This window comes from Actinomadura sp. WMMA1423, from assembly GCF_006547145.1.
GTDB lineage: Bacteria > Actinomycetota > Actinomycetes > Streptosporangiales > Streptosporangiaceae > Spirillospora.
The window spans coordinates 2,813,058-2,837,259 of record NZ_CP041244.1 but is presented as its reverse complement, the minus strand read 5'-3'; the positions used below and the strand labels follow the sequence as shown (position 1 = coordinate 2,837,259).

Annotated in this window: 22 protein-coding genes; 15 read left to right on the top strand and 7 right to left on the bottom strand. The window is 73.7% G+C overall.

Annotated features, from left to right (window positions below):
* Positions 1-10 precede the first annotated feature (10 nt).
* Positions 11-745 carry a Clp protease N-terminal domain-containing protein gene (locus FKD65_RS13150; RefSeq protein ID WP_141577776.1) on the top strand — a complete coding sequence of 245 codons (735 nt, stop codon included), beginning with the start codon at positions 11-13 and terminating at the stop codon, positions 743-745.
* Positions 746-783: 38 nt separating this feature from the next.
* Complete coding sequence (locus tag FKD65_RS13145; RefSeq protein ID WP_141577775.1) at positions 784-1,647, top strand: alpha/beta fold hydrolase; 864 nt, start codon at positions 784-786, stop codon at positions 1,645-1,647.
* A gap of 24 nt (positions 1,648-1,671) precedes the next feature.
* Here FKD65_RS13145 and FKD65_RS13140 read toward each other — a convergent pair whose 3' ends face one another.
* The 3 genes from FKD65_RS13140 to FKD65_RS13130 all read right to left on the bottom strand — a co-directional run bounded on the left by FKD65_RS13140 (position 1,672) and on the right by FKD65_RS13130 (position 6,766).
* The gene (locus FKD65_RS13140) at positions 1,672-3,192 is read right to left on the bottom strand and encodes a serine/threonine-protein kinase (RefSeq protein WP_141577774.1); all 1,521 of its coding nucleotides are present in this window, start codon (positions 3,190-3,192) and stop codon (positions 1,672-1,674) included.
* Positions 3,189-5,222, bottom strand: a complete 2,034-nt coding sequence (locus tag FKD65_RS13135; RefSeq protein WP_168221025.1) for a WD40 repeat domain-containing serine/threonine protein kinase — start codon at positions 5,220-5,222, stop codon at positions 3,189-3,191. The genes FKD65_RS13140 and FKD65_RS13135 overlap by 4 nt, the downstream gene beginning before the upstream one ends.
* A 104-nt stretch (positions 5,223-5,326) precedes the next feature.
* The gene (locus FKD65_RS13130; protein ID WP_141577772.1) at positions 5,327-6,766 is read right to left on the bottom strand and encodes a PucR family transcriptional regulator; all 1,440 of its coding nucleotides are present in this window, start codon (positions 6,764-6,766) and stop codon (positions 5,327-5,329) included.
* A gap of 95 nt (positions 6,767-6,861) precedes the next feature.
* On the opposite strand from FKD65_RS13130, the gene uraD reads away from it, so the two are divergent.
* From uraD to FKD65_RS13080, 10 genes are read left to right on the top strand one after another with little or no spacing between them, the layout of a single operon-like run.
* Positions 6,862-7,335, top strand: a complete 474-nt coding sequence (uraD, locus tag FKD65_RS13125; RefSeq protein WP_240810121.1) for a 2-oxo-4-hydroxy-4-carboxy-5-ureidoimidazoline decarboxylase — start codon at positions 6,862-6,864, stop codon at positions 7,333-7,335.
* On the top strand, positions 7,332-7,646 hold the full coding sequence (uraH, locus tag FKD65_RS13120) for a hydroxyisourate hydrolase (RefSeq protein WP_141577770.1): 315 nt from the start codon (positions 7,332-7,334) through the stop codon (positions 7,644-7,646). The genes uraD and uraH overlap by 4 nt, the downstream gene beginning before the upstream one ends.
* Complete coding sequence (pucL, locus tag FKD65_RS13115; protein ID WP_141577769.1) at positions 7,646-8,506, top strand: factor-independent urate hydroxylase; 861 nt, start codon at positions 7,646-7,648, stop codon at positions 8,504-8,506. The genes uraH and pucL overlap by 1 nt, the downstream gene beginning before the upstream one ends.
* A gap of 41 nt (positions 8,507-8,547) precedes the next feature.
* Complete coding sequence (locus tag FKD65_RS13110; protein WP_141577768.1) at positions 8,548-9,426, top strand: xanthine dehydrogenase family protein subunit M; 879 nt, start codon at positions 8,548-8,550, stop codon at positions 9,424-9,426.
* Complete coding sequence (locus FKD65_RS13105; protein WP_141586792.1) at positions 9,426-9,911, top strand: (2Fe-2S)-binding protein; 486 nt, start codon at positions 9,426-9,428, stop codon at positions 9,909-9,911. The genes FKD65_RS13110 and FKD65_RS13105 overlap by 1 nt, the downstream gene beginning before the upstream one ends.
* Positions 9,908-11,272, top strand: a complete 1,365-nt coding sequence (locus FKD65_RS13100) for an 8-oxoguanine deaminase (protein WP_205718648.1) — start codon at positions 9,908-9,910, stop codon at positions 11,270-11,272. Before FKD65_RS13105 ends, FKD65_RS13100 begins: the two co-directional genes overlap by 4 nt.
* Positions 11,269-13,590 (top strand): xanthine dehydrogenase subunit D, encoded by a 2,322-nt coding sequence (pucD, locus tag FKD65_RS13095; protein ID WP_205718647.1) that lies wholly within the window; start codon positions 11,269-11,271, stop codon positions 13,588-13,590. Before FKD65_RS13100 ends, pucD begins: the two co-directional genes overlap by 4 nt.
* Positions 13,587-14,885 (top strand): allantoinase AllB, encoded by a 1,299-nt coding sequence (gene allB, locus FKD65_RS13090; protein ID WP_141577767.1) that lies wholly within the window; start codon positions 13,587-13,589, stop codon positions 14,883-14,885. Before pucD ends, allB begins: the two co-directional genes overlap by 4 nt.
* A complete protein-coding gene (gene alc, locus FKD65_RS13085) occupies positions 14,882-15,880 on the top strand; it encodes an allantoicase (RefSeq protein WP_141577766.1) in 999 nt (332 codons plus the stop codon). The genes allB and alc overlap by 4 nt, the downstream gene beginning before the upstream one ends.
* Before the next feature lie 25 nt (positions 15,881-15,905).
* Positions 15,906-16,571, top strand: coding sequence for a hypothetical protein (locus FKD65_RS13080; RefSeq protein ID WP_141577765.1), 666 nt, complete (start codon positions 15,906-15,908; stop codon positions 16,569-16,571).
* A 61-nt stretch (positions 16,572-16,632) separates the two neighbouring features.
* Here FKD65_RS13080 and FKD65_RS13075 read toward each other — a convergent pair whose 3' ends face one another.
* Positions 16,633-16,866 (bottom strand): DUF397 domain-containing protein, encoded by a 234-nt coding sequence (locus FKD65_RS13075; protein WP_141577764.1) that lies wholly within the window; start codon positions 16,864-16,866, stop codon positions 16,633-16,635.
* Positions 16,867-16,975: 109 nt separating this feature from the next.
* On the bottom strand, positions 16,976-17,596 hold the full coding sequence (locus FKD65_RS13070; protein ID WP_141577763.1) for a TetR family transcriptional regulator: 621 nt from the start codon (positions 17,594-17,596) through the stop codon (positions 16,976-16,978).
* Between the two features lie 236 nt (positions 17,597-17,832).
* Here FKD65_RS13070 and FKD65_RS13065 point away from each other — a divergent pair, with 236 nt between their 5' ends.
* From FKD65_RS13065 to FKD65_RS13055, 3 genes are read left to right on the top strand one after another with little or no spacing between them, the layout of a single operon-like run.
* On the top strand, positions 17,833-19,455 hold the full coding sequence (locus tag FKD65_RS13065; protein ID WP_141577762.1) for an AMP-binding protein: 1,623 nt from the start codon (positions 17,833-17,835) through the stop codon (positions 19,453-19,455).
* On the top strand, positions 19,456-20,562 hold the full coding sequence (locus FKD65_RS13060; RefSeq protein WP_141577761.1) for an acyl-CoA dehydrogenase family protein: 1,107 nt from the start codon (positions 19,456-19,458) through the stop codon (positions 20,560-20,562). It abuts the gene before it with no gap.
* Positions 20,563-21,735: an acyl-CoA dehydrogenase family protein gene (locus FKD65_RS13055; protein ID WP_141577760.1), complete on the top strand. Its 1,173-nt coding sequence runs from the start codon at positions 20,563-20,565 to the stop codon at positions 21,733-21,735.
* Between the two features lie 47 nt (positions 21,736-21,782).
* On the opposite strand, the gene FKD65_RS13050 is transcribed toward FKD65_RS13055, so the two are convergent.
* Positions 21,783-23,210: a glutamate decarboxylase gene (locus FKD65_RS13050; RefSeq protein WP_141577759.1), complete on the bottom strand. Its 1,428-nt coding sequence runs from the start codon at positions 23,208-23,210 to the stop codon at positions 21,783-21,785.
* A gap of 180 nt (positions 23,211-23,390) precedes the next feature.
* Positions 23,391-24,062 carry a TetR family transcriptional regulator gene (locus tag FKD65_RS13045; protein ID WP_141577758.1) on the bottom strand — a complete coding sequence of 224 codons (672 nt, stop codon included), beginning with the start codon at positions 24,060-24,062 and terminating at the stop codon, positions 23,391-23,393.
* Positions 24,063-24,202 lie beyond the last annotated feature (140 nt).

The window sequence follows — 24,202 nt, the reverse complement described above, 5'->3', positions numbered from 1 at the left end:
TGGTTGACGCATGACCGAGCCCGAGCTCCCGCCCGTCCAGATCCGACTCGACGACCTGATCAACGGCATCAAGAAGGCCCATCCCGACGCGCTCGAACAGCTGACCAGCGCGGTCCTCGCCGCCGAGCACCTCGGCGACGTCGCCGACCACCTCATCGGCCACTTCGTCGACCAGGCCCGCCGCTCCGGCGCGTCCTGGACGGAGATCGGCAAGAGCATGGGGGTGAGCAAGCAGGCGGCGCAGAAGCGCTTCGTCGCCAAGGGGCAGAGCTCCGACCTCGACTCCTCGCAGGGCTTCTCCCGCTACACCGAGCGCGCCCGCGCCGTCGTCGTGGCCTCGATGCGCGAGGCGCGCGCCGCCGGCAACGCCGAGATCACCCCGGCCCACCTCGCCCTGGCCCTGCTCACCGAGCCCGAGGCGCTCGCCGCCAGGGCGATCCTGGCCCAGGGCGTCCTGCTGGACACCGTCCGGCAGACCGCCACCGCGGCGCTGCCCCCGGGCGGCGAGGAGGTCCCCGAGCTCATCCCCTTCGACCAGGACGTCAAGAAGGTCTTCGAACTGACGTTCCGCGAGGCGCTGCGCCTCGGCCACAACTACATCGGCACCGAGCACCTCCTCCTGGCGCTGCTGGAGTTCGAGGACGGCACGGGCGTCCTGTCCGAGGCGGGCGTGGACAAGGCGGCCGCCGAGGCGAGCGTCACCGAGGCGCTGGAGGCCATAGCCGCCAAGATGAACACGCCGTGAAGCGATGAGTTCCGGCTCCGCGCGCGGTCCAACCCCTCATGGAGAAGCTCATCAAGGCCAACGGGGTGGAACTGTGCGCGGAGGCGTTCGGTGATCCGTCCGACCCGGCGATCCTGCTGATCGGCAACACGATGCTCACCTGGCCGGACGACCTGTGCGGGCGCCTCGCCGCGCTGCGCAGGTTCGCCGTCCGCTACGACCTGCGCGACACCGGACGCTCGGAGTCCGCCGACCCGGAGGCCCCCCGCTACACGCTGCGCGACCTCGTCGCCGACGCCGCCGGCGTCCTCGACGCGTTCGGCCTGCCGGCCGCGCACGTCGCCGGGTTCGGCGCGGGCGGCTGGATCGCCCAGCTCCTCGCCCTGGACCACCCGTCCCGCGTCACCACCCTCACCCTCATCGCCACCAGGCCCACCGCGCCGGGGCCGGCCGACGCCGACCTGCCCGACCACGCCCCGGAGCTGATGGCCCGGTTCATGAAGCGGCCGGTGGTCGACTGGACGGACCGCGAGTCGGTGGTCGGCTTCCAGGTCGAGAACGCCCGCCACACGGCGGGACCGGCCTTCGACGAGGACGAGGCCCGCGCGGACATCGAGCGGATCTACGACCGCACGGTTCCGTCCGGAGCCGACTCCGGCAAGGCGCACCGGGCGAACCAGATGGGCACCGTCTTCGCGGCCCTCGACTCCGGCGACCGCTGGCGCGAACGCCTCCCCGAGATCACTGCGCCGACCCTCGTCGTCCACGGGGAGGACGACCCCTTCTTCCCGCTGGGCAACGGCCGGGCGCTGGCCGCCGAGATCCCGTCCGCCGAACTCCTCGTCCTCCCGGGCACGGGCAACGAGCTCCCGCGGCGGACCTGGGACACGGTCGTCCCTGCCCTGCTCCGCCACACCTCCTGACCGCGAGAGCGTCACGGTGGTGGGTCACGGCACCTTCTCGGCTACCGATTCGGCCAGCTTCGCCGCCATCCAGCACATGTCCGAGGCGTCCCCCGACTGTCCGGTGGCGACCGTGCTCACCTGCGTGGACGATCCCTCGTTCTCCCAAGTGACCTGGCAGGCGCCCTCGTCGTCGCTGCCGTACGCCCGGATGCCGGGGAGCCCTTTCAGCTTGTCGTGCTCGGCGTCGGTCACGTCGGTCTGGAAGAGCCGCACGGGCTCCGGGGAGTACATCAGGGTCAGCCGGAAGTCCTTGTCGGCCCCGTACTGGGCGGTCTGCCACTCGCAGGTGCGGACGTCCGCCGCGGCGTTCTCGTACCCGCCCCGCACGCCGGTGGAGATGAGCTGGTTCTCCCGGATGACGCCCTGGTCGATCACGTCGCAGGGGTCCCCGGACGCGCGGCCCGTCTTCGACGTCCCTCCGGCGGCCCGGGCGCCCGGCCCGTCGTCGCCGGTCAGGGCGATCGCCCCCCAGGTGAGGGCGGCGGTGAGGACCACGGTGCCCACGGCGGCGGGGAGCAGGACCCGGGGCCGCGTCCACGCGGAGGTCCGGGGGCCGACGGGCAGGGTCTCGACGCGCGTGCGGGCGGTGACCGGGGGCGGCGGAGCGGGGGCCCACGGGCCGGGCGGCCGGTCGCCGGGCGGCGGCACCGCGGCCTTGCGCTCGCTGATCATCGCGCTGACCCGCTCGGGCAGCCAGTGCCCCTCGTCGGCGGACGGCGCGAACCGCGCGAGGACGTCGCCGACCGAGGGCCGGGCGGCGGGGTCCCTGGCCAGGCAGGCGGCGACGAACGGCCGGAGCCGGTCCGGCAGCCCGGACAGGTCCGGCTCCTCGTGGACGATCCGGTAGACGACGACCGCGGGACGCCCCCTGCCGTAGGGGCCCTCCCCGGTGGCGGCGTAGGCGAGCACGCAGCCGAGCGAGAAGACGTCGGACTCCGGCCCGGCCGCGCGGCCCCGCGCCTGCTCGGGGGACATGAACCCGGGCGTGCCGATGACCGCGGTGGACTTCTGCGCGGCGTCCAGCGCGCGGGCGATGCCGAAGTCGATGACGCGGGGTCCGTCGTCGGCGAGCAGGACGTTGCCGGGTTTGAGGTCGCGGTGCACCAGGCCGGCGCGGTGCACCGCCAGCAGCCCTTCGGCGAGCCCGGAGCCGAGGACCTCGACCGCCTGGTAGGGCAGCGGGCCGTTCTCCGCCACGGCCTGCTGGAGCGACGGGCCGGGGATGTAGGCCGTGACCAGCCAGGGGCGTCCGGCGTCCGGGTCGGCGTCGACGACCTCCGCGGTGTAGAAGCCGCCGACCTTGCGCGCGGCCTCGACCTCCTCGACGAACCGGCGCCGGAAGTCGGCGTCGGACGCGAGGTCGAGCGCCACGACCTTGACCGCGACGAGCCGCCCGCCGGGGGAGCGGCCGAGGAAGACCTCGCCCATGCCGCCGCGGCCGAGCCGGCCGAGCAGCCGGTAGGGGCCGACCTGCGCCGGGTCTCCGGGGTCCAGGGGCTTCACCGGTGAAGCTTCCAGATCTTGATGACGTCCTTCAGCCGCGCGTCGTCGGTGGCGGTGGCGAGCGTGGCGCCGTCCTTGGCGAAGGCCACGCCGCCCACGCCGCCGCGACCCATGTCCACCGACAGGAGCCGTTTCTTGGAGGACATATCCCACAGGGTGACCCCGCCGCCGCCCTCGCGGGCGCCACGCCCCGCGGCCAGGGTCGTGCCGTCGGGGCTGAGGGCCATCGACTGGAAGCCGGACTCGGCGCCCGCGAGGGCGGGGCCCGCCTTCCTGGCCGCGACGTCCCAGACGCCGACGCCGCCGAAGGACCCGGTGAGGGTCCCGCCGTCCGGGGTGAAGCCGAGACCGCCGACGCCGAAGGCGTCGGCCTTGTCGAGCGGCAGGGTGCCCGCAGGGGACCGGGACGCGACGTCGAAGAGGGCGACGCCGCCGCCGAGGTCGCCGTCTCCGTAGCCCGCCGCGAGGGTCTTCCCGTCCGGGCTGAAGGCGACGCTCTGCACCGCGGCGGTCGTGCCCGCGTTCGGCCCGTCGAGGACGAAGGTCTTCAGCAGCTTCCCCGCCTTGACGTCCCACAGGGGCACCTTGCCGAAGCCCTCTCCCCGCCCCGACCCGGAGCCCGCCAGGTAGCGGCCGTCGGGGCTGAACGCCAGGCCCTCCATGACGAACAGGTCGGTGCGGTCGGAGGACTTGAACGTGAGGTCGGCGACCGTGCGGCCCGAGCGCAGGTCCCACACCTTGGCCCCGCCGCGGCCGGTCTCAAGGCCGTGCGACGTCATCTGCATCGGCACCATGTACCCCATGGCGACCAGGCCGTTCCCGCTGACGGCGACGCTCTTCGGGAGCACGCCCTCGCCGGCGCTCAGGGTGGTCACCTGTGCGCGCGTGTTCGCGTCCCACACCACCAGGCCCCGCTCCCTGAACACGCCCACGAGGTAGGCGCCGTCCGGGCTGTAGGCGACGTCCCGGAGGCTCTCCGCCGTGCCCGTCTCGATGCTCGCGACCGGGTCGAGCCGTGCGCCGTTCTTCGCGCCGCCCGCGGCGGCCGCGGCCGGGTCGTCGCCGGAGCCGGACGAGAGCACCACCGCGGTGGCCGCCGCGACCGCCACCACCGCGGCCGCGCCGACGGCGGCCAGCAGGCCCCGGCGGCGCCACAGGCGCGTCCCGCCGCCCGCGGCGAGCGGGCGCTCGCGCTGCTCGGCCATCGCGGCGACGGCGGGCGGGAGCCACGGCACCGGCGCGGGCGCCGCCTGCAGGAGCGCCGCCGGCGCCGGACGGCCGGCGGGGTCCTTGGCCAGGCACGCCCGGATCGTGCCGGCGAGCGGCTCGGGGACGCCGGCGAGATCGGGTTCGCCGTGCGCCATGCGGTGGACGACCTCGGTGGGCGTCCCCACCCCGAACGGGTGGCGGCCGGTGGCCGCGTAGGCGAGGACGCAGCCGAGGGAGAACACGTCGGCGGCGGGGCCGGGCTCCTCGCCGCGGATCTGCTCCGGCGCGGTGAACCCGGGATCGCCGATCCGCACGGACGCGAGGGTGCCGGCGTCCTCGATCGCGCGGGCGATGCCGAAGTCGACGATGTGCGGCCCGCCGGAGGCCAGCAGGACGTTGCCCGGCTTGACGTCGCCGTGCACCAGGCCGGCGCGGTGCACGGCCGACAGGCCCTCGGCGAGCCCGGCGCAGAGGGCGGCGACCGTTCCGGCGGGCAGCGGGCCGTGCGCGGACACGGCCTCCCGCAGGGACGGGCCCGGGACGTAGGCGGTGGCCAGCCACGGGCGGGCGGCGTCCAGGTCGGCGTCCACCACGGGCGCCGTGTGCAGGCCCTGCACGCGGCGGGCGGCGTCCACCTCCGCGCGGAATCGGCGGCGGAACGTCGCGTCGCCGGCCGGTCCGGGGAGCACGACCTTGACCGCGACCGGACGGCCGCCGGGGGAGCGGCCCAGGAAGACCTCTCCCACGCTTCCCCGTCCCAGCCGTCCCAGGATCCGGAAGGGGCCCACCTGCCGGGGGTCGTCCGCGCCCAAGGCCTCCACGCCGTTCCTCGCCTTCTCGCACCGATCGTGACGGAGGGGTCCGCCTCCGCGCACAGTCTTACATAGACACGAGTGTTCCGTGGAGGATCCGGGCCGGGCGCCGGTCAGACGAGGAGGGCGAGGAAGAAGTCGACGCGGTCCTCCATCCGGGACAGGTCCCGCCCGGTCAGGTCCTGGATGCGCTGGACGCGGTAGCGGACCGAGTTGACGTGCAGGTGGAGCTCCTCGGCGCAGCGCGTCCAGGAACCGGAGTTGCGCAGGAACGTCTCCAGCGTCCGGACGAGGTCGGCGCCGTGGACCTTGTCGTAGGAGTGCAGCGGATCCAGGAGGCGCACCCGGAACATCTGGCGGACGTCGTCGGGCACGCTCGCCAGCAGCAGCACGTGGGTGGCGAGCTCGTCGTGCCGGACGACGCACACCGGGGACGGCCGGGTGGCGGCGAGGCGGCGGGCGTGTCGGGCCTCCTCGACGGCGCCCCGCAGGTCCGCCGGCCCGGCGGGGCCGCTGACCCCGACCGCCACCCGGGCGCCCGCCAGGCCGGGTTCCAGGCGGCCGAGGGCGTCCTGGACGGCTGCGGCGACGTCCTGGCCGGTGGACGGGACGAGCGCGACGGCCTCCCCGTCCAGCAGCCCGGCCACCGGGCGCGCCGCGGGCACGACCTCGGAGAGGACGGTGCGCAGCTCGCCCGGCCGCAGCGGGCCGTGCGCGGACGCGGCGACGGCCACGACCGGGAACGGGAGTTCCGCCCCGGGAAGGTCCTCCCCGGCGAACGCGGCGGTCACGAGCTCCTGGGACGCGCGGTCGTCGGCGCGCAACCGCGCCCGTTCCAGGGCCACGATCGCCGCGAGCTCGCCCGCCAGCGTGTGGCGCTCGGGCGGCCACTCGGCGAAGTCGCCCTCCAGCGCGACGAACCAGTCCGCGACCCGGGGCGTGTCGGCGGGGGAGACCGGGAGGACCGACACGTCCTGGCCGGGGACGTGGTGCGGCAGCCGGGGCGCGCCGAGGAAGGCGGCGGCCAGGGCGGCGGGGTCGGCCGGAGGCGGGCCGGCGACGACGCGCCCGGTCGGGGTGAGGACGGGGCAGTGGCCGACGAGGTCGAGGACGGCGTCGAGGCCGGTCCCCTCGACCAGGCGGCGGTGCCGGTCCAGCAGGGCGGCGAGGTCGGCCGCGCGGGCGCTCGACAGGTGCCGTACGACCTCCTCGGTCACGGTCGCGAACGCCACGTCCTCCGGGACCTTGAACAGCGGCAGCCGGTGCCTGCGGCAGGCCTCCACGAGGTCGCCCGGGATGGCGCCGAGCGTGAGGTCCCACGCGGCCAGCCCCGACACGCCCGCGCCCGCGAGGGCGGCGACGAACGCCTCGGAGTCGGCCGGCCCGGTCCGCCAGACGAGACCGGTGAGCACGAGCTCGCGCCCCCGCAGGTAGCGGCCCGGATCGATCAGGTCGGTGGTGACGACCCAGCGGATCGGCCGGTCCAGCTCGTCCTCCCCGGTGACGACCTCCAGCCGCAACCCGGCCATCCCGAGCAGCGAACGCAGCTTCATGTGTAGCAACCTACAAAAGACCGTCCGCGACCGGCGCCTTAGTTCGGAGGTCCTGTGCCTCGACCGGGGGCGGGGCGGGCTTGTGTACTGCAAGCGTGGTGGAACCGAGTGCCGAGGAGCTGGCGGCCTGCTGCGCGTCCCGCCGGTGGGTCGCGGCGGTCGCCGGGCGGTCCTATGCCGATCTCGGGGCGCTGCGCGCGGCGTCGAGGCGCGCGCTGGACGGGCTGGACTGGCCGGACGTCGAGGAGGCGCTCGCGGCCCATCCGCGCATCGGGGACCGGGTGGGCGGCGGCACGCGGGAGGCCCGCTGGTCCAGGGGCGAGCAGGCGGGCGCGGCCGATGCGGCGGGCGATGTTCAGGACGCCCTCACCGCGGGAAACCGGGCCTACGAGGAGCGCTTCGGCCACGTGTTCCTCGTCCGCGCGTCCGGGCGCTCGGCCACGGAGATGCTCGGCGCGCTGCGGGAGCGGCTCTGCAACGACCCCGCCGCGGAGCGGGAGGTCGTCCGCCGGGAGCTCGCGGAGATCGTCGATCTGCGGCTGGCCAGGCTGGTGGAGGAGGACGCGTGAGCCTTTCGACGCACGTACTGGACGCGGCGAAGGGACTGCCCGCCGCGGGTGTGGCGGTCCGGCTGGACCGGCGCGACGCGGGCGGCGGCTGGACGGCGGTCGCCGAGGCCCGCACGGACGCCGACGGACGCGTCCGGGAGTGGGGGGCCGAGCCCGGCGCGGGCGTGCACCGGCTGACGTTCGCCACCGAGGGGCTGTCGGACTTCTATCCCGAGGTGACGGTCGCGTTCACGATCGACGACCCGGGACGGCACTACCACGTCCCGCTGCTGATCAGCCCGTTCGCGTACTCGACCTACCGGGGGAGCTAGTGGCGATCGTCCTCGGACCCAACCGCTACGGCAAGGCGGAGACCCGCGTCGTCCGCGTCGCGCGGGACGGCGGCACGCACCGGATCAAGGACCTGAACGTCAGCGTGGCCCTGTCCGGAGCGATGGACGAGGTGCACCTGACCGGCGACAACTCGGCCGTCCTGCCCACCGACACCCAGAAGAACACGGTGTTCGCGTTCGCCCGCGAGCACGGCATCGACGCGATCGAGGACTTCGGGCTGCTGCTCGCGCGGCACTTCACCGGCTCCCAGCCGGCGATCACCCATGCCCGGGTGGAGATCCACGAGTACGGCTGGCGGCGCATCGCCGGCGGGCACTCCTTCGTCCGGGACGGCGGCGAGGTGCGCACGGCCCTGGTCCATCGCGGCGACGGGGGCGAGTCGGTCGTCTCCGGCCTCACCGACCTGGTCGTCCTCAACTCCACCGGCAGCGAGTTCCACGGCTTCGCCAGGGACGAGTACACGACGCTCGAACCGACCGGCGACCGGATCCTCGCCACGGCGGTGACCGCCCAGTGGCGCCACCGGAGCACGACCGGCGCCTGGGAGGAGTCCTACGCCGCCGCCCGCGACGGCCTCCTGCGCGCGTTCGCCGAGACGCACAGCCTGTCGCTCCAGCAGACGCTCTACCAGATGGGACGCCGCGTCCTGGACGAGCGCCCGGAGCTCTGCGAGGTCAGGCTGTCGCTTCCGAACAAGCACCACTTCCTGGTCGACCTGGAGCCGTTCGGCATGGACAACGACAACGAGGTCTACTTCGCGGCGGACCGCCCGTACGGGCTCATCGAGGGCACGGTGCTCACCGACGACGCGCCGCCCGCCCCCGGGGCCTTCGAATGAGGGCGACGGGGGGAACGCCGCCCATGGAGGAATACTGAGACATGGACTTCCTGCGACCGGTGACCTGGGAGGACGCGCTCGCCGCCAAGGCCGCGCGGCCGGGCGCGCTGCCCGTCCAGGGCGGCACCGACGTGATGGTCGAGATCAACTTCGACGCGGGGCGGCCCGAGGCGCTGCTCGACCTGACCCGGATCCGCGCCCTCACCGAATGGGACGAGTCGGACGGCCGGCTCCGCGTCGGCGCCGGGGTCCCCTACGCGCGGCTGATCAGTGAGCTCGGCGGGCGGCTGCCCGGGCTCGCCCAGGCGTCCCGCACGGTCGGGTCGCCGCAGATCCGCAACCGCGGCACGGTCGGCGGCAACCTCGGCGCGGCGTCGCCCGCCGGGGACGGCCACCCGCCGCTGCTGGCGGGGGACGCGGTCATCGAGGCCGAGTCGGCCGAGCGCGGCGTCCGGATGATCCCGGTCGCGGAGTTCTTCACCGGAGTGAAGCGCAACGCGCTCGCGCCGGACGAGCTGATCCGCGCGTTCTGGACGGCGCCCGCGCCCGGCCCGCAGTACTTCTCCAAGATCGGCACCCGGAACGCGATGGTGATCGCGGTCTGCTCGTTCGCGATCGCGCTGCACCCGGCGGAGCGGCGCGTCGGCACGGGCCTCGGCTCGGCCGCCCCCACCCCGCGGCGGGCGGGCGAGGCCGAGGCGTTCATCTCCGCCGAGCTGGACTGGGAGGGGCTGCGCCCCCTCGCCGAGGCGGCCGCGCGGCGTTTCGGCGAGCTGGTGCGGGACGCGGCGTCGCCGATCGACGACGTCCGCGGGACCGGCGACTACCGCAGGCACGCCCTGGCGGTGCTGGCGCGCCGGACGCTCACCTGGGCGTGGGACGACCACCGGACGGGGACCGCGGGAAAGGCGGCATCGTGATGCGCGTGAACCTGACCGTCAACGGGGCGGCGGAGGCCGTGGACGACGTGTGGGAGGGCGAGAGCCTGCTCTACATGCTCCGCGAGCGGATGGGCCTGCCCGGCTCCAAGAACGCCTGCGAGCAGGGCGAATGCGGCTCGTGCACCGTCTACCTGGACGGCGCGCCGGTGTGCGCCTGCCTGGTCGCGGCGGGCCAGGCGGAGGGCCGCGAGGTCGTCACCGTGGAGGGGCTGGCGCAGGGGCCGCCCGGCGAGGAGCGGCTCGACCCCGTCCAGGAGGCGTTCGTCGAGGCGGGCGCGGTCCAGTGCGGGTTCTGCACGCCCGGCCTGATCGTCCAGACGCACGACCTCGTCGAGCGGAACCCGGCGCCGTCGGACGCGGAGATCCGCGAGGCGCTGGCCGGGAACCTGTGCCGCTGCACCGGCTACGAGAAGATCCTCGACGCGGTGCGCCTGGCGGCCGAGCGGAAGGCGGGCGCCCGATGAGACGCCTCATCATAGAGAACGCGCACGTCGCCACCGTGTCCGGAGCCGAGTACCCGGGCGGCCACATCGTCGTCGAAGGCGACCGGATCACGGCCGTGGGCCCCGGCCCCGCGCCCGGGACCGGCGCGGGCGAGGCCGAACGGATCGACGGCACGGGCTGCCTCGCCACCCCCGGCCTGGTCAACTCCCACCACCACCTCTACCAGTGGGCGAGCCAGGGCATGGCCGTCGACGGCACCCTGTTCGAGTGGTTGACCACCCTCTACAAGCCGTGGTCGAAGATGGACGCGGAGGTCGTCGCCGGCGCCGCCACCGCCGGGCTCGGTTGGCTCGCCAAGTCGGGCTGCACGACATCCACCGACCACCACTACCTGTTCCCCAAGGGGCGCGGGGACCTGTTCGCCGCCGAGATCGAGGCCGCCCGGGAGATCGGCGTCCGGTTCCATCCGTGCCGGGGGTCGATGGACCGGGGCGAGTCGCAGGGCGGGCTGCCCCCGGACGAGGTCGTCGAGGACATCGACACGATCCTCGCCGAGACCGAGGCCGCGATCGACCGCCACCACGACCCCTCGCCCGGCTCCATGCTGCGCGTCGCGGTCGCGCCGTGCTCCCCGTTCTCCGTCACGCGGGACCTGCTGGTCGAGTCGGCCCGCCTGGCGCGGGACAAGGGCGTGCGGCTGCACACCCACCTCGCCGAGACGCTCGACGAGGAGGAGCACACGCGCGAGCAGTTCGGCATGACGCCGACCGAGTACATGGACTCGATCGGCTGGCTGGGGCCCGACGTGTGGCTCGCGCACTGCGTCCACCTGCACGACACCGACGTCAAGCGGCTCGCCGAGACCCGCACCGGCACCGCGCACTGCCCGAGTTCCAACGCCCGCCTCGGCGCCGGGATCGCCCGCGTGGCGCACCTGCTGGAGGCCGGCGCGGCGGTCGGGCTCGGCGTGGACGGGGCGGCGTCGGCGGAACTCGTCCCGCTGGCGGGGGAGCTCCGGCAGGCGATCTACATGCAGCGCGCCCGGTACGGGCCGACCGCGCTGAACGCCCGGCAGGCCCTGGAGATCGCGACCCTCGGCGGCGCCCGCTGCCTCGGCCGCGAGGACGAGATCGGCTCCCTCGCGCCCGGCATGCTCGCCGACGTCGCGCTGTGGCGGGTCGACGGGTTCCGCGAGGCGGTCGACGATCCCGTGGTCGCGCTGGCGTTCGGGCCGGTGCCGCCGCTGGAGCGCCTGCTCGTCGGCGGGCGGACCGTCGTGGACGGCGACACGCTCGTCACCGTCCCGCAGGACGAGGCCGGGCGGCGCGGCGCGCGGGCCCACCGCCGCCTGATGCGCCTCGCGGAGGAGGTGCTCCGATGACGTTCCCGATCGAGACCCCGCTCGCCGACGCGGCCCCGGCGGCCGCTCCGGGCACCGGCGGGGTCGGGGAGAGCCCCCTGCGGCCGGACGGCACGCTCAAGGTCGCCGGAGAGTTCGCCTACGCCTCCGACCTGTGGATGGAGGGGATGGTGTGGGGCGCGACGCTCCGGAGCCCCCACCCCCGCGCCCGGATCCGGTCGCTCGACATCGGGCCCGCGCTGGCGATGCCCGGCGTCCGCGCCGTCCTCACCCATGAGGACGTGCCGGGCCGCAGGACGTTCGGCATCGACCACCCCGACGACCAGCCCGTCCTCGCGATCGACCAGGTCAGGTACCAGGGCGAGCCGGTCGCGCTGGTCGCCGCCGACCACCCCGAGACGGCGCGGCGCGCCATGGACCGGATAGCCGTCGAGTACGAGGTGCTGGAGCCGGTCACCGACCCGCGCGCCGTGCTCGCCGACCCGGAGGGACTGAAGGTCCAGGACCGCGGTGGCATCACCCGGTACCAGCCGGTCCGGGTCGGGGACGTGGACGCCGCGAAGGCCGGGGCGGAGGTCGTGGTGTCGGGCGAGTACGAGGTCGGCATCCAGGACCAGGCGTTCCTCGGACCGGAGGCGGGCCTGGCGATCCCCACCGAGGACGGCGGCGTCGACCTGCACGTCTCCACCCAGTGGATCCACAACGACCTCAAGCAGATCGCGCCCTGCCTCGCGCTGCGCGAGGACCAGATCCACATGACGCTCGCCGGCGTCGGCGGCGCGTTCGGCGGGCGCGAGGACCTGTCGATGCAGATCCACGCGGCGATGCTGGCGCTGCACACCGGCAGGCCCGTCAAGATGTCGTACAACCGGTACGAGTCGTTCTTCGGGCACGTCCACCGGCATCCCGCGCAGATGCGGTACGAGTTCGGCGCCACGCGGGACGGAAGGCTCCTCTACGCCGACGTCGAGATCGTCCTGGACGGCGGCGCGTACACCTCGTCCACGATGAACGTCGTCGGGAACGCGGCCTCGCTGGGCGTCGGTCCCTACGAGATACCCAACATCCGGATCGACGGGTACGGCGTCTATACCAACAACCCGCCGTGCGGCGCGATGCGCGGCTTCGGCGCCGTCCAGGCGTGCTTCGCCTACGAGTCGATGATGGACAGGCTCGGCGCGGCCTGCGGCCTCGACCCGGTCGAGGTGCGCCGCCGCAACGCCGTCACCCAGGGCTCCAGGCTGGCGACCGGGCAGGTCATCGAGTCGCCCGCGCCCCTCGCGGAGATGCTGACCCGGCTGGAGGCCATGCCGCTGCCTCCCGAACCCGACCGTTCCGACCTGCGCGACCTGCCGGGCGGCGTCTCCCAGACGACCCACGGCGAGGGCGTCGTGCGGGGCGTCGGCTACGGCGTCGGGCTCAAGAACATCTGCTTCTCCGAGGGCTTCGACGACCTGTCCACGGCCCGCGTCCGGCTGGAGGTCGTCGGCGGGGAGGCCGCCGCGCTCGTGCACACCGCGGCGGCCGAGGTCGGGCAGGGCCTCGTCACGGTCCAGGAGCAGATCGCGCGGACGGAGCTGGGCGTCCAGAAGGTCACGATCGCCCCGGCGGACAACCGGGTCGGCGACGCCGGCTCCTCCAGCGCGTCCCGCCAGTCGTACATGACGGGCGGGGCGGTCAAGACGGCCTGCGAGGCGGTCCGCGCCGAGCTGCTCGCGCTCGCCGGGCGCCGCTTCGGCCGCACCGACCTGTCGGTCTCCGGCGGGAAGATCGTGTCGCGGGCGGACGGCGCGCTCGGCACGATCGAGGACGTCCTCGGCGACACCGCCATCGAGGAGACCCGCGAGTACCACCACCGGCGCACGACGCCCATGGACCCCCTCACCGGCCAGGGGCGCACCCACACCCAGCTCGCGCTCTGCGTGCACCGGGCCGTCGTCGACGTGGACGTGGAGCTCGGCCTCGTCAAGGTCGTCGAGCTGGCCGCCGTCCAGGACGTCGGCAAGATCATCAACCGGACGGGCGTGGAGGGCCAGATCCACGGCGGGACCGCGCAGGGCCTCGGCCTCGCGCTGATGGAGGAGATCGTCGTGACGGACGGCCTCGTCCGCAACCCGTCCTTCACCGACTACCTGATCCCCACCATCCTCGACATGCCGCCGATGCGGCTGGAGATCCTGGAGAACCCCGACCCGGAGGCGCCCTACGGCCTGCGCGGCGCGGGGGAGCCGCCGACCCTGTCGTCCACGCCCGCCGTCGTCGCGGCGGTCAGGGACGCGACGGGCCGGGCCCTGACGAGGGTCCCCGTCCGGCCGGAGCACATCGTGGCCGGCCCATGACGCGGGACGCCCTCGTCATCCGGTCCCGCCGGACCGTCCTGCCGGAAGGGGAGCGGCCCGCCGCCGTCTCGGTCCGCGGCGGCCGCATCGCCGCGGTCACGCCCTACGACACCCCCGCCTCGGTGGACCTCGGCGACGTCGCGCTACTGCCCGGGCTCGTCGACACCCACGTCCACATCAACGAGCCGGGCCGCACCGAGTGGGAGGGCTTCGCCACCGCGACCCGCGCCGCCGCCGCGGGCGGCGTGACCACGCTCGTCGACATGCCGCTCAACTCGCTGCCCCCGACCGTCGACCCGGCGGCCCTCGCGGCCAAGCGCGCCGCCGCCGAGGGCGCGTGCGCCGTGGACGTCGGCTTCTGGGGCGGCGCGATCCCCGGCAACGCGGCCTCGCTGCGCCCGCTGCACGACCTCGGCGTCTTCGGGTTCAAGTGCTTCGCCTCCGACTCGGGCGTCCCCGAGTTCCCGCCCCTCGCGCCCGCCGAGATGGAGGCGGCGTTCCGGGAGATCGCCTCGTTCGGCGGCCTGGTCATCGTGCACGCCGAGGACCCGGCGTCGCTGTCGTCTCCCTCGTCCGGCGACTACGCCGCGTTCCTCACCTCGCGCCCGCCCTCGGCCGAGCGCCGGGCCGTCGAACAGGTCGTCCGGCTGGCGGAGGAGACCGGGGTGCGCGCCCACATCCTGCACCTCTCGGCGGCCGACTGCCTGGACGTCCTCGCCAAGGCCCAGGCGGACGGCCTGCCGGTGACCGCCGAGACCTGCCCGCACTACCTGACCCTCTGCGACGGCGACGCCGGCACCGCCGCGTTCAAGTGCTGCCCGCCCATCCGCGACGCGGCCAACCGCGACCGGCTCTGGCAGGGCCTCGCCTCCGGCGTGATCTCCTGCGTGGTCACCGACCACTCGCCCTGCACGCCCGAACTGAAACGCGGCGACTTCGCCACCGCGTGGGGCGGCGTCTCGTCCCTGCAACTCGGGCTGCCCGCCGTGTGGACGGCCGCCCGCGACCGCGGCCACGACCTGGCCTCGGTCGCCCGCTGGATGTCGCAGGCCCCCGCCGCGCTCGCCGCCGTCCCCGGCAAGGGCGGCATAGTCCCCGGCAACGACGCCGACCTGGTCGCCTTCGCCCCCGACGAGACGTTCACCGTCACCCCTTCGGCCCTGCACCACCGCCACCCCGTCACCCCCTACGAGGGCAGGACGCTGACGGGGGTCGTCCAGACGACATGGCTGCGCGGGGAACGCGTCGCCGACACCCCCGCCGGACGCCTGCTCACCCGCTCGGAGGCACGATGACCGACTTCACCTCCCTGCCGGACCTGGCCCTCCGCCCGCTCGGCGGCTCGGTCATCGCCGCGAGCGACGAGTCCTTCGCGGAGAAGGAGAACCTGCTCAACCCGTGGAAGCCTGCCTTCCGGCCGGAGACCTTCGGCCCGAAGGGCCAGCTCTACGACGGCTGGGAGACCGCCCGCCGCCGCACCCCCGGCCACGACTGGGCCCTGGTCCGCCTGGGTCTGCCCGGCCAGATCCACGGCGTCGTCATCGACACGGCCTGGTTCAAGGGCAACTACCCCCCGCACGCCTCGGTGGAGGCCTGTTTCGTCGCCGGTCACCCCACCCCGTCCGAACTGGAGGCCGCCGACTGGGTGGAGATCGTCCCGAGAACCCCCCTCAAGGGCGACACCGTTCACGCGCTCCCCACCACCGGGCCAGATCGCGTCTTCACCCACGTGCGCCTCAACATGTTCCCGGACGGCGGCATCGCGCGCCTCCGCGTCCACGGCAGGGTCGTCCCCGACCCCGCCTTCCTGACGGGCCTGACCGTAGACCTGGCCGCCTTGGAGAACGGCGCCCGCGTCCTCGACTGCTCCGACCGCTTCTACTCGTCCCCCGACAACATGCTGTTCCCCGGCCTGGCCCGCACCCAGGCCGAAGGCTGGGAGACGGCCCGCCGCCGCGACGACGCCAACGACTGGGCCGAGATAGCCCTGGCCGCCCCCGGCACGATCGCCCTGGCCGAGATCGACACCACGAACCTGAAGTTCAACGCCCCCGCCGAAGCACAACTGACGGCCACCACAAGCGACGGCGAACAGACCACGATCCTCCCGCGCACCCGCCTGCAACCCGACACCCGCCACCGCTACCGCCTGAAGACCGAGCCGGTCTCAAGGGTCCGCCTGGACATCTACCCGGACGGCGGCATAGCCCGCCTACGCCTCTGGGGCGCCCTGACCCCCAAATCCGAAAATGACCTGACAAATTACTGGAGTATCCACACTCACCAATAGTGAGGGCGACTCCGGTAGCCCGAGCATGGCCGTCGTCGTCGAGGTCCAGCAGCGCCAGGATCCGGCGAAGCGTCGCTCGTGGCCTGTCTACCTCACCACCCTCAAGGCCAGGACGCGCTGCCCGTGCTACCTGCTCGTCATCTGCCCCGAAAGCCCGGTAGCCGCCTGGGCCCGCGAGCCGATCAAGATCGGCCATCCGGGCTTCGACCTGCGGCCGCTCGTGGTCGGTCCCGGTGTCGGCCCACTCGTCACCAGCACCGAGCAGGCGGCCAAGGCCCCCGAGATGGCGATCGTGGGCACTCTGGCCAACGTCACCACTCCCGACCAGGAGGCAATGGAGATCACTCATGCCGCCCTCGTCGCCATCGAGAACGCGGGCCATGAGAACGCTGACCTATACACTGACCTTGTGCTCAACGCGCTGCCGAAGGCCGCGCGTCGCATCCTGGAGGAACTTGTGAACACCGGCATCGTCGAATACGAGTTCAAGAGCGACCTGTTCCTGCGCTCCCAGGCCAAGGGCGAGGTCAGGGGTGAGGCGAAATCGGTCCTGAAGGTCCTCGACGCGCGGGGGCTGTCGGTGTCGAACGAGGTGCGCGAGCAGATCCTGGCCTGCACTGACCAGGAGCGGCTGGATCAGTGGCTTGTTCGGGCGGCCACGGCCGAGAGCGTCGACGATCTGCTCGGCTGAGGCAGTCTCGCGATCGGTATTCGAGAACGCCCCCCGGTGGCCACCGGGGGGCGTTTCTCGTTCAGGAGGCTTCGGTGGGGTCTTCCAGGAGGTCGTCGAACTCGCCGTCCTTGACGCCGGCGATGAAGGCGTCCCACTCGGCCTCGGTGAAGTAGAGGATCGGGCCCTCGGGGTTCTTGGCGTCGCGCATGACGACCGCCCGCTCACCGAAGTCCTTGTGCTGGACGGGGACGTCCTTGCCATCGATGAACTCGATGATGACCCCGTCGCTGAGGATCGGTTCCTGTCCGGTCACTGGCACCCCTTGCTCGTCCTGGCTCCTGTCGGATCCAAGGCTAATGGGGAAGACATGGGCGACACGTGGGAATGCGTTGGGGAGGTGACTCTCCGTCTTCGCCCGGCGCTCAGTCGATGAGGAGGCGGGAGGCGGTGATCTCCAGGCGGGCCTGGATCTCCTCGGCGGTGGCGTTGCCGCGCAGCATCTCGATCATCTCCATGGTCCAGATGCCGGACAGGGCGCGGGAGGCGAGGCGGCGGGGGTCCTCGGCGGGGATGTCCTCGGGCGGGCCGGACGCGGCGCGCAGCAGCAGCTCGCTCATGCGGTCGCCGAAGTCGGTCTTGACGTCGGACAGCAGGAGGGAGCGGATCAGCGCCTCGGCCAGCTCCGGCTCGCGCATCAGGCCGCGGGTGGCGCGCATCAGCACCTCGACGGCGCGGTCCGGGGCGGCGCCCGCGCGGGGCGGGCGGCGCTCGATGCTGCCTTCGAGGAGGTCGATCTCCTCGCTGACGACGGCGACGACCAGGTCCATCTTGGACGGGAAGTAGCGGTAGAGGGTGCCGAGGGCGACGCCGGCGCGCTCGGACACGGTGCGCATCTGCATCGCCTCGATGCCGCCGCGCGAGGCGAGCGCCGCGGCCGCCTGGACGATACGCTTGCGCCGCTGGTGCTGGCTGCGGGAGCGCACGCCCTGGCCGCCCGGCTGACCCCGGGTCTCTTCCCCGGTCACTGTCGGCTCTGCGGTCACGGTCGCCTTCCCTTCTGTGCGGGCTCGGCCGCCCGACGGTCCCCCCAAGCGTACCGCTCTTGCGAGAACCTGTTATCTGATCAGCCCATCGCGATCTCGTCCCGGCCGCCCATACCTGGGCGGTTGCCCATGACACCCAGGGGAACCGGGTTGCGGGCGGGGGAGATCGATCCTCTGGACAGTTAGTAGAATCTGTTCTACTTTTTCGCCGTGGGACGGAGCGGGGAGGTGGGCCGGTGAGCGTCGCGGCGCTGCTGGAGGCGCGGGCGGACGACGACCGCCCCGGGCTGCGCTCCGCCGACGACGGCCGTGCCTGGACGTGGCTGGAGGTCGTCGCCGAGTGCGCGTCCCGCGCCGCCTGGATGGGCGGCCAGGCGCGCCCCGACCGTCCGGTCCATGTCGGTGTGCTGCTCGACAACCTTCCCGAGGTGGTGTTCCTCCTCTGCGGCGCGGCGCTGTCCGGCGCGGTGGTGGTGGCGCTGAACCCGACGCGAAGCGCGGCCGAACTCGCGGGCGACGCCGGGCGCGCCGACTGCGACCTCGTCGTCACCCAGCCCCGGTACGCGGCGAAGGCCGCCGCCCTCGGGCTCCCGGTCCTGGACGTGGACGCCCTCGGGGAGACGGTCGCGCCGTTCGCGGGCTCCCCGCCCCCGGGCGCGCCGGCGATCGGGAGCGGCACCCTGCTCATGCTGATCTTCACCTCCGGGACGTCGGGACGGCCGCGCGCCGTCCGCGTCACCCACCGCAAGGTGGTCGTGCCGGGCGAGATGCTCGCCGAGCGCATGCTGTCGCCGGAGGCGGTCGTCTACTGCCCGATGCCGCTGTTCCACTCGGGCGCGGTCATGGCGGCCTACGCCCCCGCGCTGGCGGCGGGGGCCGAACTCGTGCTGCGCGCCCGGTTCTCGGCGTCGGCCGTCCTGCCGGACGTGCGCGCGCACGGCTGCACCTACCTGCACTACGTCGGCAAGGCCCTGTCGTACGTGCTGGCCACCCCGGCCAAGGCCGACGACACAGATAATCCGGTGCAGTTCGCCTTCGGGAACGAGGCTGCGCCGGTGGAGCAGAAGGCGTTCGGCGAGCGTTTCGGGTGCTTCGTCATCGACGGGTACGGCTCGACGGAGACCGCGATCGCGCTGTCGCCCGACCCGTTCGGCCCGGAGGGCGCGCTCGGGAAGCGGGCCGACGGCGTCGCGATCCTCGACCCGGCGACCGGGCGGCCCTGCCCGCCCGCTGTGTTCGACGAGGCCGGACGCCTGGTGAACGGCGACGAGGCCGTGGGGGAGCTGGTCAAGACCGGCGACCTCGGCCTGTTCGACGGGTACTACAAGGAGGACGCCCCCGACCGGCTTCGCGACGGCGTCTACTGGAGCGGCGACCTCGCCTACGCCGACGCGGACGGCTACGTCTTCTTCGCCGGGCGCAGCGGCGACAGGCTCCGCGTGGACGGCGAGAACTTCGGCGCCGTCCAGGTGGAGCGCGCCCTGGCGGAGCTGCCCGGAGTCCGGCAGCTCGCGGTGTACGGGGTACCGGACGCGGCGTCCGGCGACCAGGTGATGCTGGCCGTCGCCGCCGACGCCTTCGACCCCGCCGCGTTCGCGGCCTACGTGCGCGGGCGCGCCGATCTGAGCCCGAAGTGGATCCCGCGCTACGTCCGGGTGGCGCGGGAACTGCCCGCGACCGCCTCCAACAAGATCCTCAAGCGCCGGCTGGCCCGGGACGCCTGGCGCACCGACGACCCGGTGTGGTGGCGGCCCGGCCGCGACCTCGACTACCGCCCGCTGACCGCGCCGGACGCGCGGGCGCTGCGGGCCGAGTTCGAGCGCCGCGGCCGGCTGCACCTGCTGGAAGGGAGCGGATGAGTGGACTTCAACCTCGACGAGACCCAGCAAGAGATCAAGGGGCTCGCGGCGGACGTGCTCGCGCGGGAGGCCGCGCAGGAACGGCTGGAGGCGTTCGAGAAGAGCGGGGCGCCCTATGACGACGTGACGTGGAAGGCGCTCGCGCAGGCGGGGCTGCTCGGCATCGTCCTGCCCGAGGAGGCCGGCGGCGCCGGGCTGGGGCAGGTCGAGCTGGCGGTCGTCCTGCGGGAGGTCGGCGCCCACGTCGCGCCCGTCCCGGCGTACGCCTCGCTGGCCCTGGCGGCGGTGCCGATCGCGGCGCACGGGACGGCGGAGCAGCGCGCCCTGCTGGCCCCGCTCACCGAGGGCGCGGCAGTGCTGACGGGCGCGTACCGGGAGGTCGGCCCGACCGGAGAGGTCGCCGCGACGGCGCGCGAGGACGCCGGCGGCTACGTGCTGGACGGCGTGAAGACGTTCGTCCCGTACGCGCGGGAGGCGTCCCGCATCCTGGTCCCGGCGCGTGTCGAAGGGGCGGGCATCGGGGTCTTCCTCGTCGAGCCCGCCGCCGTGACGATCACCGAGCAGCCGTCGGCGACCGGCGAGCCGCTGTCGCGGATCGCCCTGGACGGGGTCCGGGTCGGCGCGGACGCCCTGCTCGGCGGGACGGCGGACGGCGCCGCCTGGGACACCCTGCGCCGCACGGCCGTCGCGGGCGCGGTCGCCGTCGCGTCCGGCGTCATCGACGGCGCGCTGGAGCTGACCAAGGAGTACACCAAGACCCGCGAGCAGTTCGGCCGGGCGCTCGCGCAGTTCCAGGCGGTCACGATGCAGATCGGGGACGTCTACATCGCCAAGCGCGCGCTGGACGTGGCCGTCTGGGCGGGCGTCTGGCGCCTCGCGCAGGGCGCGGACGACGCCGAGGAGGTCCTCGAAGTCGCCGCCTACAACGCGTGCGATCCCGTGGTGAAGGCGCTCTACACCTGCCAGCACCTGCACGGCGGCATCGGCCTCGACATCACCTACCCGCTGCACCGGTACTTCGCCTGGGGCAAGCAGTGCGGGCAGCTGCTCGGCGGCGGCGAGGACCGGCTCGACGCGCTCGGCGCCCTCATCGCCCAGGAGGCCTGAATGTTCATCGACCTGACCGACGAGCAGAAGCGGCTGCGGGCCGAGCTGCGCGAGTACTTCGAGAACTGCCTGACCGCGGAGCAGCGCGCCGCCATCCGCGCCGATCCGTTCGGCCCGGCCTACCTGGAGCACTGCCGGCGCCTCGGCCGCGACGGGATGCTCGGCGTCGCGCTCCCGAAGGAGTACGGCGGCCGGGGCTACGGCCCGGTCGAGCAGACGATCTTCGCCACCGAGATCGCCCGCGCCGAGGTCACCTACCCGCTGATCACGCTGAACTCCGTGGCGCCGACGATCCTGCAGTACGGGTCGGACGCGCACAAGGAGTACTTCATCCCGCGCATCCTCGCGGGCGAGTGCCACTTCGCGATCGGCTACAGCGAGCCGGGCGCCGGCACCGACCTCGCGGCGCTGCGCACCACCGCCGTGCGCGACGGCGACCACTACGTCGTCAACGGCCAGAAGATCTTCACCTCCGGTGCCCACCACGCCGACTACGTGTGGCTCGCGGCCCGCACCGACCCGGAGGCCAAGAAGCACAAGGGCATCTCGATGCTCATCGTGGACTGCGAGGACCCGGGCTTCTCCTGGACGCCGATCATCACGATGGACGGCGCGCACCACACGAACTCGACGTACTTCCAGGACGTCCGCGTCCCGGCCGACATGCTGATCGGCGAGGAGAACAAGGGCTGGGACCTCATCGTCAACCAGCTCAACCACGAGCGGGTCACGCTCGGGCCGGCCGGGAACATCGGGCACACCCACGTCCGGTTCGCGCGCTGGGCCCGCACGACCCCCGGACCGGGCGGCCGCCCGCTGATCGAGGAGCCGGCCGTGCGCCGCGCCGTCGCGCAGGTCTACGCCTACCTGCGCGCCAACGAGCTCCTCAACTGGCAGGTCGCGGCGAACCAGGACCTCGGCTGGCTCGGGGCGGCCGACGCGTCCGCCACCAAGATCTACGCCTCGGAGCGGATGCAGGAGGTCGGCCGGATCGTCGGGGACGTCCTCGCCCGCTACGGCGATCCGGGCGATCCGGAGACGGCGGACTTCATGGCCTCCCAGGACCGGCTCGCCAAGGGCGCGCTCGTGCTGACCTTCGGCGGCGGCGTCAACGAGATCCAGCGCGAGCTGATCGCGATGATAGGCCTCGGCCTGCCCCGGGCGCCCCGCTGATGCCCCGGCAGGGGGTCAGCTGGGTGTGACGCGGCGGTCCGCCGCCCTCAGACCTTCCTGGCCCGGACCTTCTTGGGTTCGGCGCCGTGGGCGAAGCCGCTGGCCTGCCGCGGGTCGCGGTGGGGCTGCTTCTGGGAGCGGAGCCGGAGCGTGGCGCGGCGCAGGTCGTCCATGAACAGGTCGGCGAGGTCGTGCCCGAACCCGTTGCGCACCACGACGCGCAGGACGTCGAGGTCGGTGCGGTTCTCGGGGAAGCTGTAGGCGGGCACGAGCCAGCCGGACTCGCGCAGCGCGGCGGAGACGTCGTAGACGGTGAAGCCGTCGAAGTCCTCCCGGATCCGGAAGGCGAAGACCGGGAGGTCGCCGCCGCCGGTGAGCGTGGAGTAGGGGTAGGTCCCGTCGATCTCGGCGGCCAGCCGGGTGGCGACGTCCCGGCACGTCTGCTGGACGCGGCGGTACCCGTCGAAGCCGAGCCGCAGGAAGTTGTAGTACTGGGCGACGACCTGCGCGCCGGGGCGCGAGAAGTTCAGCGCGAACGTCGGCATGTCGCCGCCGAGGTAGTTGACATGGAAGACGAGGTCGTCCGGCAGGGCCTCCTCGTCCCGCCACAGCGCCCACCCGACGCCCGGCATGACCAGCCCGTACTTGTGGCCGGAGGTGTTGATGGAGGCGACCCGCGGCAGCCGGAAGTCCCAGAGCAGCTGAGGGTCGAGGAACGGCGCGATCATCGCGCCGGACGCCCCGTCCACATGGACGGGGACGTCGGGCCCGCCGCCCGCCTGGAGGTCGTCGAGCGCCGAGGCGATGTCGGCCACCGGCTCGTAGCTCCCGTCGAACGTGGACCCGAGGACGGCGACGACGCCGATGGTGTTCTCGTCGCACAGCTCCACCGCCTCGTGCGCGCCGAGGTGGAAGCGGTCGCCCTCCATCGGCGCGTAGCGGGGCTCGACCTCGAAGTAGTTCGCGAACTTCTCCCAGCAGATCTGCACGTTGACGCCCATGACGAGGTTGGGCCGGTCGGCCGGCTCGCCCGCGGCCCGCCGCCGCTCCCGCCAGCGGCGCTTGAGCGCGAGCCCGCCGAGCATCGCGGCCTCGCTCGACCCGGTGGTGGAGCAGCCCACCGCCCGGTGCGGGTGCTCGGCGTGCCACAGCTGGGCGAGCATGCGCACGCACCGGGTCTCCAGCTCGGCGGTGCGCGGGTACTCGTCCTTGTCGATCATGTTCTTCGCTTCGCACTCGGCCATCAGCATCCGCGCCTCCGGCTCGGCCCACGTCGACACGAACGTCGCCAGGTTGAGCCGGGCGTTGCCGTCCAGCATCAGCTCGTCGTGGACCACCTGGTAGGCGGTGGACGGTTCCATCTCCCCGGCGGGCAGCCGGTACCGCGGGATCGTCATCGGCTCCCGGCTGAAGATCGGGTTGACCTCCAGGTCGCGGCCGCCGCGCCCGGCGCGGGGCGGGTCGTTCGGAGCCATGTCGCCCACCTCCTCCGTGCGGGGACGGGGCGTCCCCCGGTTCGCACGGCAAGTACCCCCGGCGCGCCCGCGCACACCCCGCGCGACCACGTCGCCGCAGGTCAGTCGCCGTCCACGCGGCTCAAGCGCCCGTCCGGACGGGGCGTTCGCCGGATCGGGCGCCGGGCCCGGCCGGGCGAGTCAGTCGCGGGGCGGGGCGGGGTCGTTCAGGCCGCCTTCGAGGATGGCGAAGGCCTGGTCGACGGTCTCCGAGAGCGTGGCGAACGTCCCGCCGATGCGGTTGACGGCGTCTGCGGAGGCCTGGAAGGCGCAGGTGGTGGCGGCGGCGACGACGAGCGGGCGCAGGTCGGCGGCGGGATCGAGCCCCATCCGCTCGGCGATGGCCTCGGTCAGCAGCGCCTGCTTGCGCTGCGCGTGCTCCAGGCTGCCCGCCATCAGCGTCGGGCTGTCGCTCATCATCGTCAGCATGCACTCGAAGCGCCCGGGCTCGAACCCGAGCTCGCCGGCCTCGCAGGCACGCGCGATCTCCACCACGGTGCGCCGCAGCGCGGTCATGATCGGCTCGTCCGGGGGGCGCTCGGCGAACTTCGCCAGGACGGCGCGGGTCTGCTCCTCCTGGAAGGTGAGGGCGACGTCCTCCTTCGAGGCGAAGTAGCGGAAGAACGTGCGGGACGAGACGTCCACGGCGTCGGCGATCTCCTCGACGGTGGTGGCGTCGAACCCCTTCTCGGCGAAGAGGGTGAACGCCGCGTCGACGAGCGCCTCCCGGGTGCGCTGCTTCTTGCGTTCGCGCCTGCCCGGGGGCTGGGAACCGGGGCCGGGCGCGCCGGTCTCGGGGGCGGTCGCGGTCATGCGCGCATTGTAATCGCCCGGCACTCCGCCGTCGACCATTGGGTGTCGTGATGTGAAACATGTCGTGCCCACACCAAGGGCAGTTGACGACAAGTGTCACGTCATGACAGTTTTGGTCCCGCCAACGTGAAGCATGCCGG